We start from the raw sequence: 13,355 nt of genomic DNA, 5'->3' as shown, positions 1-13,355 counted from the left end.
CGCAGGCAGTCGATCGGTTGGCCAGGTCGTTCCGCTATGCTGTTGGCCGAACATCGCGATGTGATGCCGTCATCGAATGAAGGGGACCTGGCGACTCAATGCAGGAAGCAGGGGAAGTGTTGTCGCCGGTGTCGGTACTGTAAAGAATGAGTTTTTTATGGTTATTTTTGGTAATCAAATCCGCGATGTACCGACGGTATCGGCATGGTCATGATGATGGAGTAGGGGAATTATCATGCTGAGAACGAGTGAATAAAGGAGATTTTCCCCTATTCACTCGGTACGGTATCAATATTTTATTATTAGACCTTCATGCCTCGATCCACACCTCCTCGCCCTTGAAGCTCACCTTCCAGGTGCGCAGTTGAACGCCCTCGTCCTCCAGGCAGCGGCCGTCGCCGAGGCGAAAGTGCTGCTTGTAGAGCGGCGAGGCGACCACGGGCTCGCCCTTTAGATCGCCGACGATACCGCGGGCGATGACGTTGGCCCCGGAGAAGGGGTCGCGGTGGTCGATGGCGTAGAGCTCCTGCGCGTGGCCGGGGAGCTGCGACGTGTTCGGGTCGCTTGGCTGCGACGTGTTCGGGTCGCTTGGAAGGTAGAAGATCGCCACCTGGACGGGGCCTTCCGGGGTCTCCACCCAGGCGGCGACGCCGGAGTGGGGCACCAGGTCGGCGCGGGTGCAGAGGCGTTGCCAGGTCTGGGTCATGGTGTTGGCTGCTGCAGAGGCGATAGTCATGGGGAAAGACTCCTTCAGGCGGGACGTAACTGCCCGCGCTCGGTGGTCATGATGATGTCCGGGTCGGGGCGGCTGTCGTTGACGAAGCTTCTGAAGCGCTTGAGCTTCTCCGGGTCGCTCAGGGCATTGGCCCATTCGCACTGGTAGGCGTCGATCACCGTCTGCATCTGTCGCTCCAGCTCCTCGCCGATGCCGAGGCGGTCCTCGAGGATCACTTCCTTGAGGTACTCCAGGCCGCCTTCCAGGTTCTCGCGCCACACCGAGGTGCGCTGCAGGCGGTCGGCGGTGCGGATGTAGAACATCAGCACCCGGTCGATGGTGCGAATCAGCGCCTCGTCGCTGAGGTCGGTGGCAAACAGCTCGGCGTGGCGCGGACGCATGCCGCCGTTGCCGCAGACGTAGAGGTTCCAGCCGTTCTCGGTGGCGATCACGCCGATATCCTTGCTCTGCGCCTCGGCGCACTCCCGGGTGCAGCCCGAGACGCCGAACTTGATCTTGTGCGGGGCGCGCAGCCCCTTGTAGCGATGCTCCAGGCGGATCGCCATGCCCACGCTGTCATCCACGCCGTAGCGGCACCAGGTGCTGCCTACGCAGGATTTCACGGTACGCAGCGACTTGCCGTAGGCGTGACCGGTCTCGAAGCCGGCTTCGATGAGCTCGCCCCAGATCGCCGGCAGGTCCTCGAGACGGGCGCCGAACAGGTCGATGCGCTGGCCGCCGGTGATCTTGGTGTAGAGCTCGTACTTCTGCGCCACTTGGCCCAGCACCACCAGCTTGTCGGGGGTGATCTCCCCGCCGGCGATGCGCGGTACCACCGAGTAGGTGCCGTTTTTCTGCATGTTGGCCATGAAGGTGTCGTTGGTGTCCTGCAGCGGGATGTGGGCCGCGTCGGTGATCGGCTCGTTGAAGCAGGAGGCCAGGATCGAGGCTACCGCCGGCTTGCAGATATCGCAGCCGAGACCATGACCCACCTTGGAACCGTGCTTCTCCATCAGCTCGCTGAAGGTCTTGATGCCCTCCACCCGCACGATGTCGTAGAGCTCCTGGCGGGTGTAGTGGAAGTGTTCGCAGATCGACTTGTCGACCTCCACGCCGCGGCTTTCGAGTTCGTGATCCACCAGGGTCTTGAGCAGGGCGGCACAGCCGCCGCAGCCGGTGCTGGCCTTGGTGGCGCCCTTTACCGCGCCCAGGTCGACCGCGCCGCCGTCGATGGAGGCGCACACGTCCGCCTTGGTGACGTTGTGGCACGAGCAGATCATGGCGGTGTCCGGCAGGGCGTCCGGCCCCAGCGCAGGGGCGGCGCTGCTGCCGGCCGGCAGGATCAGCGAGGCCGGGTCCTCGGGCAGCTCGATGCGGTTGGCGTAGTACTGCAGCAGGGTATCGTAGTAGCTGTTGTCGCCCACCAGCATGGCGCCGACCAGGCGCTTGCCGTCGCTGGAGACTACCAGCTTGCGATACTGCTGCTTGAGCGGGTCGAGAAAACGGAACTGGCGTGCTCCGGGAGTACGGTCGCCGTGGGCGTCGCCGATGGAGCCCACGTCGACGCCCATCAGCTTGAGCTTGGTGCTCATGTCGGCGCCCTTGAAGGGCTCGTTGCCTTCTAGCAGCGTGGCGGCAGCGGCCTTGGCCATCTGGTAGCCGGGGGCAACCAGGCCGAAGATGCTGTTGTTCCACAGCGCCACTTCGCCGACGGCGAGGATGGCCGGGTCGCTGGTCAGGCAGTTGTCGTCGATCACCACGCCGCCGCGCTCGCCGATCTCCAGGCCGCAGTCGCGGGCCAGTTCGTCGCGTGGGCGAATGCCGGCGGAGAAGACGATGAGGTCGGTTTCCAGCACTTTCTCGTCCTGGAACACCATGCGGTGGCGGCTGCGTTCGCCGTCGACGATCTCCTGGGTCGCGCGGCCGGTGAGCACCTGCACGCCCAGCGATTCGATCTTCTCGCGCAGCAGCTCGCCGCCTTCGGTGTCCACCTGCATCGGCATCAGCCGCGGTGCGAATTCCACCACGGCGGTGTCGAGGTTGAGCCCGCGCAGGGCGTTGGCGGCTTCCAGACCGAGCAGGCCGCCGCCCACCACCACGCCGGTGGCGGCGCTTTCGGCGGCTTCGCGGATGGCGTCGAGGTCTTCCAGGGTGCGGTAGACCAGGCAGCCCTCACGGTCGTTGCCGGGGATCGGCGGTACGAAGGGGTAGGAGCCGGTGGCCAGCACCAGGCGGTCGTAGGGGTAGCGATCCTGGTCGGTGACCACCTCGCTGGCATTGCGGTCGATGGCGAATACCGCTTCGCCCAGGCGCAGCTCGATGCAGTGCTCGGCGTAGTAGTCGGCGGTGGAGAGCGCGAGCGAGGCGGCGTCGCGGCCGCTGAAATACTCGGAGAGGTGCACGCGGTCGTAGGCCAGGTGACGCTCCTCGCCGAACACGGTGATGGCGTAGCGCTCGGTGGCGCCGCGCTCGACCAGCTGCTCGACCAGGTGGTGGCCGACCATGCCGTTGCCAATGACGATCAGTTGCGGTTTGACGGGCGTGTTCATGCGGCCTCCTTCGCGGGGCGTTGCGGTGATTCGTTCGATGCGTCGTCGAGCAGGGCCTGGGCGTCGGCGGCGCCGAGCAGCAGGGCGGCGCGACAGTCGCTGAGATCGCGCCCGGCCAGGGCCTGCTCGAAGTACCAGGGGCCGGAGGCGGTGTCGCCGTAGAGCACGGCACCTTCCAGGCGGCCGTCACGCAGCAGCAGGCGGCGGTAGTCGCCCTGCTGAGGGTCGCGATAGCTGAGCACTTCGTGTTCGGGCTCGGGCTCGGTGGGGCCGAAGGCGTAGAGCGAGATGCCGCTTACCTTGAGCCGGGTGGCGCTGGGGCGCTCCGCGTAGCCGCCGACCGCTTCACCGGCGAGGTGGGCGGCGAGCACCTCGACCTGGCGCCAGATCGGTTCCACCAGGCCATAGGTGTGCTGTTCGAACTGGCAGCATTCGCCGAGGGCGAAGATCGCCGGGTCGGAGGTGGTCAGGTACCCATCCACCCGGATGGCGCGGTCCACCGCCAGGCCGGCGGCTCGCCCCGGCTCGACGTTGGGCGCGATGCCGATGGCCACCACCACGCAGTCGGTGGGCAGGCGGCGCCCCCCCTCGAGGCAGACGGCGGCGACACGGCCCTGGCCATCGTCCTCGAGGGCGGCCAGCCGGGCACCGGTGATGACCGCAAGCCCGCGGCCGACGAGCTCCTGCTCGAGCAGGCCCGCAGCGGTGGCATCGAGCTGGCGGTTCATCAGGCGCTCCGCCCGCTGCAGCAGGGTGACCGCCATGCCGCGCTTGCGCAGCCCCTCGGCGGCCTCCAGGCCCAGCAGGCCGCCACCGATCACCACGGCGCTGCCGCCGCGGCTGGCGCAGTCGGAAAGGGTGGCGGCATCGTTCAGGTCGCGGAAGGCATGGACGCCCGCGAGCCGGATGCCGGGCAGCGGCGGCAGCGCCGGGTGCGAGCCGGTGGCCAGCACCAGGCGGCCGTAGGCCAGGTGGCGTCCGGCATCGGTGGTCAGGCGTTGTGCCTGACGATCGATCTCGGTGACGCGCTCGCCGAGGATCAGCTCGATGCCCTGCTCGGCATACCACTCGGCCGAGCGCAGGGTCAGGGTGTCGCGCTCCAGTTCGCCGGCCAGCAGCGGCGAGAGCAGGATGCGGTTGTAGGCGGGAGTGGGCTCCTCGCCGATCACCGTGATGCGGGCAGGCCTGGCCGGCTGCCTGAGCAACGCTTCCAGCAGCCGGTGGCTGGCCATGCCGTTGCCGACGATGACCAGCGGGTCCTGGGGTGCCTGGGTGCTGTGCGGAGGCATGGAGCTCCTCCTCTGCCTGTGGGTGAACGCAAAAGGGCGCCTCGACCCCGTCTCGTGGAGAGACGGGTGCGAGGCGCCCTTGCCTGATGTTCGTTGACGGGCGATCGCCGTTGATCGCCGCCTGAGCAGACCCATCAAGAATCTCGCCAGCAGGCGGCTGTCGCGCCAGACATGCCATTTAATCAATGGCTTGCCGAGGCCCGGCGGCGGCGTGGCGGGAGAGGGCGGGGGCCGGGGGAGCGCCTCGCTGGTGCAGCGGAAGGAGGGTGTGCACCGCGATGAGGCGGGTTTCGGCGGCGTCGACCCGGCGCGAGGTGGCACCCCGTGGCGGGCACGGCGCGAAATGCCAGGCGTCAGGCACGGGGTAGGGCGGGTTGGCACCCCGCTTGCATCGCCCTGAGTATCCATAAGGCGCCATGTCGGCGCCTCTCGGGGCAACGACGCCCGCCGCTTCCTGGCCAGACCGGGACGCGGCGGGCGTCTGCGTTCATGGGCCCTGGAAACGATAACAGCGGGAGACTGCCATGCGGCAAATCAGCACCACCTGTCCCTACTGCGGCGTCGGCTGTGGGGTCCGGGCGACCCTGGCGGACGGGCAGCTGACCGCGGTGGCCGGCGATGCCGACCATCCGGCCAACCACGGACGCCTCTGCGTCAAGGGCTCGGCGCTGCACGAGACCCTGGGCGAGCAGGGCCGGCTGATGCGGCCGCGGGTGGACGGCTGCGAGGTGGCGTGGGCCACGGCCCTGGAGGCCGTGGCCGAGCGGCTGGCGGCCACGCGACGCGAGCATGGCAAGGAGGCGGTGGCCGCCTACCTCTCGGGCCAGCTGCTCACCGAGGATTACTATGTTGCCAACAAGCTCTTCAAGGGCTTCATTGGCACCCCGCACCTGGATACCAACTCGCGGCTCTGCATGGCCTCGGCGGTGGCCGCCCACCGGCGCGCCTTCGGCGCCGATGCGGTGCCCTGCAGCTACGAGGACCTGGAGGAGGCCGAGCTGGTGGTGCTGGTGGGCTCCAACCTGGCCTGGAACCACCCGGTGCTCTACCAGCGCCTCAAGGTGGCCAAGACCCGCAACCCGCTGATGCGGGTGGTGGTGATCGACCCCCGGGTCACCGACAGCTGCGAGATCGCCGACCTCTACCTGGGCCTTCGCCCCGGCAGCGATGCCCGGCTGTTCAACGGCCTGCTGGCCTGGATGGCCGACCGTGGGAGGCTCGATGCCCTCTATCTGGCGCGCCACACCCGGGGGCTCGACGCGGCCCTGGCGGCGGCCCGGGAGGATGACGTCTCGCTGGCGGCCGTGGCCGCCGACTGCGACCTGGACCCGGAGCGCCTGGAGACCTTCTACTACTGGTTCGCCAGCCAGCTCCACGTGGTGACCCTCTTCTCCCAGGGGATCAACCAGTCCAGCAGCGGCACCGACAAGGGCAATGCGATCATCAACTGCCACCTGGCCGGCGGCAAGCTGGGCCTTCCCGGGGCCGGCCCCTTCTCGATCACCGGCCAGCCCAACGCCATGGGCGGCCGCGAGGTGGGGGGCCTTGCCAATCAGCTGGCCGCCCATATGGACTACGACAGCCCCGGCGCCATCGAGCGGGTCACCCGCTTCTGGTCGACGCCCTCGCTCACGCCGACCCTCCCCGAGGCTCCCGGCCACAAGGCGGTGGAGCTGTTCGAGGCGATCGAGCGCGGCGAGATTCACGCCCTGTGGATCATGGCCACCAACCCGGCGGTGAGCCTGCCCCGTGCCGACCGGGTGCGGGCGGCGCTCGAGCAGTGCCCGCTGGTGATCGTCTCCGAGTGCGTTGCCGACACCGACCTGCTGGCGTACGCCGATATCGTGCTGCCGGCATCGAGTTGGTCCGAGAAGGACGGCACCGTGACCAACTCCGAGCGGCGCATCTCCCGCCAGCGCGGCCTTCTGCCGCCGCCGGGGGAGGCGCGCCACGACTGGTGGATCATCTGCGAGGTGGCCCGCCGGCTGGGCTACGGCGAGGCCTTTCCCTATGCGCACCCGGCGGAGATCTTCGACGAGCACGCCCGGCTCTCCGGTTTCGAGAACCTGGCCGGCACCCCGGGCGAGCGGCTGTTCGATATCTCCGCGCTGGCCGGGCTCGACCGCGCCGACTATGACGCCCTCTCGCCCATCCAGTGGCCGGTCACGGCCGCCGCGCCCCGCGGCACCGCGCGGCTGTTCGAGGAGGGCCGCTTCGCCACCCCCGACGGCCTGGCCCGCCTGATCCCGGTGCGCCCCCGCGGGCCCGAGCAGGCGCTCTGCGCGGCGCGACCGCTGCGCCTCAACACCGGGCGCATCCGCGACCAGTGGCACACCATGACCCGCACCGCCCGCTCGCCGCGGCTGATGAACCACCGCCCCGAGCCCTTTATCGAGGTGGCCCCGGCCGATGCCGCGGCCTGGGGCGTGGCCGACCAGCAGCTGGCCCGGCTGCGCGGCGCCGGCGGCGACTATGTCGGACGGGTGCGGATCGCCAGGGGCCAGCGGCGCGGCGAGGTGTTCGTGCCGATGCACTGGAGCGAACGCTTCAGCGGTGCGGCCCTGGCCGGCCGGCTGCTCGCCGCCCACCTCGACCCGCTCTCCGGCCAGCCCGAGACCAAGCAGGGCGCCGTGGCGCTGGCCCCAATGGCGATCGCCTGGGAGGCCACCCTGCTGGTGGCGCCGGATCTGGCCGGTGCGGTCGACTGGTGCGAAGCGAGCGCCTACTGGGCCCGCATTTCCCTGGCCCACTGCCAGCGCTGGCAGCTGGCCGGCGCACCCGAGAGCGCCGATCGCGACTGGCTGGCCTGGCTGGCGGCGCGGCTGCCGGTGCCGGTGAGCCTGTGGGGGGAGGACCCCTCCGGCGGGCGCCTGCGTGCCGCCGGCATCGAAGCGGGGCGCCTGCGCTGGTGGCTGATGGTGGGGCCGCCCGGCGAACTGCCGGGGCTGGCCTGGCTCGACGAGCGCTTCGCCGAGGCGGCCCGGGGCGAGGCCCTGGACGGCGCGCGGCGTCGTCGGCTGCTGGCCGGCGGTGACGCCGGCGCCGCCGACAGCGGCCCGGTGGTCTGCAGCTGCCACCAGGTGGGAAGGCGCACCATCGTGACCGCCATCCGCGACGGGGATGCCAGCATCGAGGCGCTGGGGGCGCGGCTGGCCTGCGGCACCCAATGCGGCAGCTGCGTTCCCGAGCTCAAGGCCCTGATCGAGGAGAGCTCCGCCGCCTGAGAGGTCTGCCGCCCGGAAGTGGCGAGGGTCTGGTCAGTCGCCCGGCCCATGCCGGGCCGGCTGGCGGCTCGGCAGCAGGTCGGCGAGGTCGAGGATGGCGCGAGAGAGGTCGGCCATGCTGCGGCTCTGGTCCATGGCCGTCTTGCGCATGTAGCGGTAGGCCTGCTCCTCGCTCATGGCCTGGTTGGCCATGATGACCCCCTTGGCGCGTTCGACCAGCTTGCGCTCGCGCAGCGCCTTGCGGGTGTTCGCCAGTTCGTTGCCGAGCCCCTGCAGCCGGTCGGTCTGGCTGCGCACGAGCTCGAGCAGCGAGCGATTGAGGGGCGAGGCGAGGGCCTCGGCCGTCGCCTGCCCGTCGATGCCGCCGGGCGTGGCCGCGACGGTATCGCCCAGCAGCGGGTCGAGCGCCGAGGGGCCGGTGTCACACGGCGGCGCGGCCAGCGCCTGGCGCGCGGCGGCCAGGCGCTCGGCACACAGCGAAGCCAGCTCCTCGCCCAGGCAGGCCTCGACCCGGTGCATGGCGTCGATGCGTCGGGTGGTCAGGGCGAACCAGAGCTCCCCCAGTTGCGCGGGGTCGCGCACGCCGGCCGCGGCGGCATCCACCGGCGCTGCCCCGGCGATCTCGCGCAGGCGCTGGACCGGTGCCAGGTTGCTCTCCGGCAGGGCGGCCTCCCAGCAGGTTCGGGCCTCGGGGCTGGCGAACTCCAGGAAGGTCGCGAAGCAGCGCGTCTGGGCCTCGAGCAGCCGCCCCAGCAGCCGGCGATGGGCGGCGTCGAAGCCGCCGGCGGTGAAGCCGTGGGCGCCGCAGGCGCGCTCCTGGCCGGCCAGCTCCTTGCCCTTCAGCAGGTGAAAGAGGGCCACCAGGGCCAGGGTGATGCGGGTGTCACCGCCGCCATCGGCGGCCTCGAACACCAGGCCCAGCAGGCCGCCGATCAGGCCGTTGTAGTCGCGCGTGGCGTCGTCCGGTGTCATCCGTCGGGTGGCCACGGCGCCACGCACCGTCTCCAGGGCGTCCAGGGCCTGCCACACCTCCGCGCCGCGGCGCAGCAGCCGGGCCCCCTGGGCCGTCTGCTCCGGGAGATCGGCAAGCTCCGCGAGGCGCCGCCGGACGGCCAGCTCGGCCGACTGGCTGTCGGCGATCTGCTCGCTGCGGTCGGCAGCGAAGCGCCGCCCCGCCGAGGCCAGGTAGATGGCGCTGCAGCCGCGCTCCTTCTGCAGCGCATGGATCAGGCGACCGGTGTCGATGACGATGCCGCAGGCCGCGGAGAGCTGCTCGAGGGCGCCGAGCTCGCAGCGCCTGGCGGCCTGTCGCAGGCGTGATGCCGATGTCATGGGGTAACCTCCCTGGCCAGGACGACCGCCGCCCCGGGCGGGCGGCGGTCGGTGATGGGGGCGAGGCGGCCACGTCGGCCGCCAGGCTCAGCGCAGCGAGAGGGCGCCGGCACCGGCGTCCTCGCCCAGGGCGTCCCGGTACGCCTTGGCCTCCTCGGCCTCGGTCTCGTCCGAGAAGCGTACCAGCAGCGCACAGGAGGCCAGCACCAGCACGGTCAGGCCCAGGTAGAAGAGCCCCTGCTGGTAGGTGATCGCCTCGGAACGGAACAGGAAGGCGGCGGCCACCGCCCCCACGTTGCCGCCGGCGCCGACGATGCCGGCCACCGCGCCCAGCGCCTTCTTGTTGATGAAGGGCACCACGCCATAGGTGGCGCCCTCCGCCATCTGCACGAACAGGCTGAACACCAGCATGATGCCGATGGCGTAGGAGAGCACGTGCATCTGGGAGAAGGCGACCAGGGCGATGCCCTCGCAGATCAGGGCGATGAACAGCCAGCGCACGCGGCCCTTGAGGCCGCCATTCCTGGCGAACAGGTCGGAGAAGATGCCGCCCAGGGTGCGGGCGAAGACGTTCATCAGCCCGAACAGGCCGGCGAGCATCCCGGCCATGGCCAGGGTCAGGTCGAAGTGGTCGAAGAAGTAGATGGCGGCGATGTTGTTGATGGTCAGCTCGACGCCGAAGCAGATCGCATAGACCACGAACAGCGCCCAGACGCGGATGTCCCGGGCGGCGGCCATGAAGCTCTTGCCGGCGCCGTGTTCGCCCGTGGCCTCGGGCAGCTCGCCGCGTGCGCGCAGCTCGGCGAAGTTGCCGTTGGGGGCGTCCTGGGTGAACAGCCAGTAGCCGATGCCGGTGGCGAACATCACCACGCCCGGCACCACCATGGCCAGGCGCCAGCCCAGGGTCTCGCTGACGCCGAGCATCAGCAGCCCGGAGAAGATCAGCGGCATCAGGATCTGGGTGGTGCCGCCGCCCAGGTTGCCCCAGCCGGCGCTGGTGGCGTTGGCGGTGCCCACCACGTTGGGGGCGAACATCATGGTGGTGTGGTACTGGGTGATCACGAAGGCCGCGCCGATGGCGCCGATGGCCAGGCGCGCCAGCAGGAAGGTCTCGAAGCTGTTGGCGAAGCCGATGCCCATCACCGGGATCGAGCCCAGCAGCAGCAGGCCCGAGTAGGTCTTGCGCGGGCCGATACGGTCGCAGAGCACGCCAATCGCCAGGCGCACGATCACGGTGATCAGCACCGAGGCGATGATGGTGTTGCCGATCTGGGTCTGGGTCAGGCTGAGGTCCTCGCGGACCACCGCCATCAGAGGGGCGATGCCGAACCAGCCGAAGAAGCAGATATGGAAGGCGAACCAGGAGAAGTGGAAGGCCCGCATCTGGGGAGTGGTGAAGTCCAGCAGGCGAATCCTGTTGGCCTTGTTGAGAATGTTCATGGCGTTACCTCGCGGATCAGTCAGTCGCGTTAGCAAACGAGCCCTTCGACGTTGAAGGTCAGGTTCGACGCACTCGTGCTCCACGGAGCCTGGTCCACGCCCAACAGGTCTTGATCCGTATTAAGCAAGCGATCTGCCATTTGTGGATTTTTTATCAGGATTTCATTGGCTTGATAGAAAAACCGAGGGCCGCCCGCGTCGGGCGGCCCTCGGTTCAGCGGGGCAGGGGCTTTCTGATGGTGCAGTGCGGCACGGGCGTGCCCGATCCTGGTGCCGGCGGCGGCACCCAGGAGTCAGCGCAGGGCCAGCTGGCGGTCGTCGCGGTCGCAGGCCAGGAAGGCGGAGCCCTCGAGCCACTCCGGGTCCGGGTAGTAGACGAACAGGTACTGCTCCTCCTTGATGCTGTCGATCAGCGGGTAGGTGACCTCCTGGCGCACCGCCGGACAGCCGTGGCTGCGGCCCAGGCGGCCGGTCTGCTCGATGAACGACTCGCTGACGTAGTCGGCGCCATGGATGACGATGGCGCGCTGGTAGGCCAGGTCATTGACGCCGGCTTCCAGCCCCTCCAGGCGCAGCGAATAGCCGTTGCGCCCGTAGTAGCTGTTCATGGTGCGAAAGAGCCCCAGGCTCGACTGGTAGCTCTCCGGCACGTTCGAGAAGGTGGTGGCCATGGCGTCACCGGAGCCGCGGCCGTGGGAGACCAGCTCCTCGAACATCAGCTCGTTACGGGGCAGGTCGAAGACCCACAGGCGCGGCTCGGTGGAGGGCAGTGAGTAGTCGATCACCGCCAGCCGCCTGGCGTCCGGGTCGGCACAGGCCAGGGCATTGGCGGCCAGCGACAGCACCTGAGGGTCGGCGCCGGGGGCCAGGCGGGTCAGTCGCTGGTCCAGGGTCTGGCCCGGGAGGGCGTCGGGATGCAGGGCCTGGGCGAGGAAGGTATCGGCATGAACCTGGCCGGCAGCGAACAGCGCGCAGCCGGCGAGCAGGGGGAGCGGAAGCAGGGAGCGAGTCATGAAAACACTACCTCGAGAATCGGTCACGGGCCGAGGGCCAGGCAAGACGAAGCGGGGCCCGCTTCCCTGTGGCCCCGCACCTGGGACTATTATGGAGAGAGAGGCAGGGAAAGCCAATTTAGCCTTAAACGATAAAAGGAAGTGAACATGCGGCCATTTGTCACCATCCTCGCCATCTTGGCGCTGATGCTCTCCATGTCGGTCGGCGCGCAGGAGGCGCCGCGAGAGGCCCCGCGCGGCGATCTGAAGGCAGAGATCGCCCGCCTGCTGGCCGAGATGCCGGCCGGGGAGGGTGCCGAACTGCGGGGCTTCTATGCCGCCCGCGATCACCGCGCCGCCTGGGGGGAGCGGCAGCGGGTGGCCGCCTTCGCCGAGGCCCTGGAGACCCTGGAGAGCGACGGGCTGGACCCGCGGGACTACCGGGCCGACCGCCTGGTGGCCGAGCATCGCCGCCTCCAGGAGGCCAATGCCGGCCCGGCCGAGCAGGCGCGCTTCGACCTCAGGACCTCGACGCTGTTGCTGACCGCCCTGCGCCACCTGCAGCGCGGCCGCCTGGATCCGCGCGCGGTGGACCCCCAGTGGGAGATCCCCTTGGAGCCGGCGCGACTCGACTTCGAGGCGATCTCCCGCGCCGTGGACGGCCAGCGCTTCGAGCAGGCCTTCGGCGAGGCGCGCCCCGCCTATGCCCCCTACGAGCGCCTGCGCAGCGGCCTGGCCCGCTATCGCAACATCGAGCGGGTCGGGGGCTGGTCGCCGCTTCCCGGAGAGCCGCGGGTGCTGCGGCGGGGCGACGTGGATGACGTCGTGGCGCTGCTGCGCAGCCGCCTGGCCATGGAGGGGGAGCTCGAGGTGATGGCCGCCGACCCGGGCGCCTTCCCGGGGGCCGAGCTCGACACCCCCGATCCGCGGCGCTTCGATGCTCCCCTGGAAGCGGCGGTGAAGCGCTTCCAGCGGCGCCACCTGCTGGAGCCGGATGGCATCGTCGGCCCCCAGACCCGGGCGGCGCTGAACGTCCCAGTGGCGGTGCGCATCGACCAGATCCGCCTCAACCTGGAGCGCGCCCGCTGGCTGCTGCACGGGCTGCCCGAGGCCTTCGTGCTGGTGGACATCGCCGGCTACCAGCTCAGCTACTTCCGGCCCAACGGGGAGCTCTGGCGGACCCGCATCGTGGTGGGGCGCCCCTACCGGCGCACGCCGTCGCTGCGCTCCGAGATCACCCACATGACGGTCAATCCCACCTGGACGATTCCGCCCACCATTCTGCGCGAGGACGTGCTGCCCCAGGTGCGCCGCGACCTCGGCTACCTCTGGCGCGAGCGGCTGCAGGTGCTGAGCCCCTCCGGTGCGCCGCTGGACCCCTGGCAGGTGGACTGGAACAACCCCGGCAATATCATGCTGCGCCAGGCGCCGGGGCCCCAGAATGCCCTGGGCCAGGTGGCGATCCGCTTCCCCAATGACCACCTGGTCTACCTCCACGACACCCCGGCCCAGGGGCTCTTCGCCCGCGAGCAGCGCGCCTTCAGCTCCGGCTGCATCCGCGTGCAGGGAGTGCTGGAGTTTGCCCAGCTGCTGTTCGACGACACCGGCTCGAACCAGGACATTGGCGCCCTGATCGAGGCGGGCCAGACCCGCAACGTCTCGCTGGCCCGGCGCATGCCGGTGATCCTGCACTACTGGACGGTGCACCCGGGCGAGGAGGGCCAGCTGGTGTTCCGCCCGGACATCTACGAGCGCGATGACGCCCTGCTGCGGGCCCTCAACCGCCCGCTGGCGCTCTAGCGGGCGGCGACGCG

8 protein-coding genes are annotated in these 13,355 nt (G+C 69.9%); 2 read left to right on the top strand and 6 right to left on the bottom strand.

All coding sequences use genetic code 11. From position 1 onward, the window contains the following. Positions 1 to 310: 310 nt before the first annotated feature. Genes nirD through D1793_RS13995 form a run of 3 tightly spaced genes read right to left on the bottom strand, consistent with a single transcriptional unit; the run spans position 311 to position 4,553 of the window. Positions 311 to 736, bottom strand: a complete 426-nt coding sequence (gene nirD / locus D1793_RS14005) for a nitrite reductase small subunit NirD (RefSeq protein ID WP_119022707.1) — start codon at positions 734 to 736, stop codon at positions 311 to 313. Positions 737 to 750: 14 nt separating this feature from the next. Beyond that, positions 751 to 3,264 (bottom strand): nitrite reductase large subunit NirB, encoded by a 2,514-nt coding sequence (gene nirB / locus D1793_RS14000; RefSeq protein WP_119022706.1) that lies wholly within the window; start codon positions 3,262 to 3,264, stop codon positions 751 to 753. Beyond that, positions 3,261 to 4,553, bottom strand: coding sequence for an FAD-dependent oxidoreductase (locus tag D1793_RS13995; RefSeq protein ID WP_119022705.1), 1,293 nt, complete (start codon positions 4,551 to 4,553; stop codon positions 3,261 to 3,263). Before D1793_RS13995 ends, nirB begins: the two co-directional genes overlap by 4 nt. 524 nt (positions 4,554 to 5,077) lie before the next feature. Here D1793_RS13995 and D1793_RS13990 point away from each other — a divergent pair. After that, positions 5,078 to 7,777, top strand: coding sequence for a nitrate reductase (locus D1793_RS13990; protein ID WP_119022704.1), 2,700 nt, complete (start codon positions 5,078 to 5,080; stop codon positions 7,775 to 7,777). Between the two features lie 33 nt (positions 7,778 to 7,810). Here D1793_RS13990 and D1793_RS13985 read toward each other — a convergent pair whose 3' ends face one another. From D1793_RS13985 to D1793_RS13975, 3 genes are all read right to left on the bottom strand, one after another. Further along, on the bottom strand, positions 7,811 to 9,109 hold the full coding sequence (locus tag D1793_RS13985) for a nitrate regulatory protein (RefSeq protein WP_119022703.1): 1,299 nt from the start codon (positions 9,107 to 9,109) through the stop codon (positions 7,811 to 7,813). Between the two features lie 87 nt (positions 9,110 to 9,196). After that, the gene (locus D1793_RS13980; RefSeq protein WP_119022702.1) at positions 9,197 to 10,549 is read right to left on the bottom strand and encodes an MFS transporter; all 1,353 of its coding nucleotides are present in this window, start codon (positions 10,547 to 10,549) and stop codon (positions 9,197 to 9,199) included. A gap of 293 nt (positions 10,550 to 10,842) precedes the next feature. Then, positions 10,843 to 11,562 (bottom strand): murein L,D-transpeptidase catalytic domain family protein, encoded by a 720-nt coding sequence (locus D1793_RS13975; protein ID WP_119022701.1) that lies wholly within the window; start codon positions 11,560 to 11,562, stop codon positions 10,843 to 10,845. Between the two features lie 147 nt (positions 11,563 to 11,709). Here D1793_RS13975 and D1793_RS13970 point away from each other — a divergent pair, with 147 nt between their 5' ends. After that, the gene (locus D1793_RS13970) at positions 11,710 to 13,341 is read left to right on the top strand and encodes a L,D-transpeptidase family protein (protein WP_240407674.1); all 1,632 of its coding nucleotides are present in this window, start codon (positions 11,710 to 11,712) and stop codon (positions 13,339 to 13,341) included. Positions 13,342 to 13,355 lie beyond the last annotated feature (14 nt).

The organism is Halomonas sp. JS92-SW72, from assembly GCF_003547075.1.
GTDB lineage: Bacteria > Pseudomonadota > Gammaproteobacteria > Pseudomonadales > Halomonadaceae > Halomonas > Halomonas alkalicola.
Note: the sequence above shows the minus strand (reverse complement) of the source record. Positions and strands in the feature narration are given on the sequence as shown.

Excerpts from the sequence above, each read along its gene's own strand:
- nirD (WP_119022707.1), bottom strand. The coding sequence starts at position 736 with ATGACTATCGCCTCTGCAGCAGCCAACACCATGACCCAGACCTGGCAA.
- nirB (WP_119022706.1), bottom strand. The coding sequence starts at position 3,264 with ATGAACACGCCCGTCAAACCGCAACTGATCGTCATTGGCAACGGCATG.
- D1793_RS13995 (WP_119022705.1), bottom strand. The coding sequence starts at position 4,553 with ATGCCTCCGCACAGCACCCAGGCACCCCAGGACCCGCTGGTCATCGTC.
- D1793_RS13990 (WP_119022704.1), top strand. The coding sequence starts at position 5,078 with ATGCGGCAAATCAGCACCACCTGTCCCTACTGCGGCGTCGGCTGTGGG.
- D1793_RS13985 (WP_119022703.1), bottom strand. The coding sequence starts at position 9,109 with ATGACATCGGCATCACGCCTGCGACAGGCCGCCAGGCGCTGCGAGCTC.
- D1793_RS13980 (WP_119022702.1), bottom strand. The coding sequence starts at position 10,549 with ATGAACATTCTCAACAAGGCCAACAGGATTCGCCTGCTGGACTTCACC.
- D1793_RS13975 (WP_119022701.1), bottom strand. The coding sequence starts at position 11,562 with ATGACTCGCTCCCTGCTTCCGCTCCCCCTGCTCGCCGGCTGCGCGCTG.
- D1793_RS13970 (WP_240407674.1), top strand. The coding sequence starts at position 11,710 with ATGCGGCCATTTGTCACCATCCTCGCCATCTTGGCGCTGATGCTCTCC.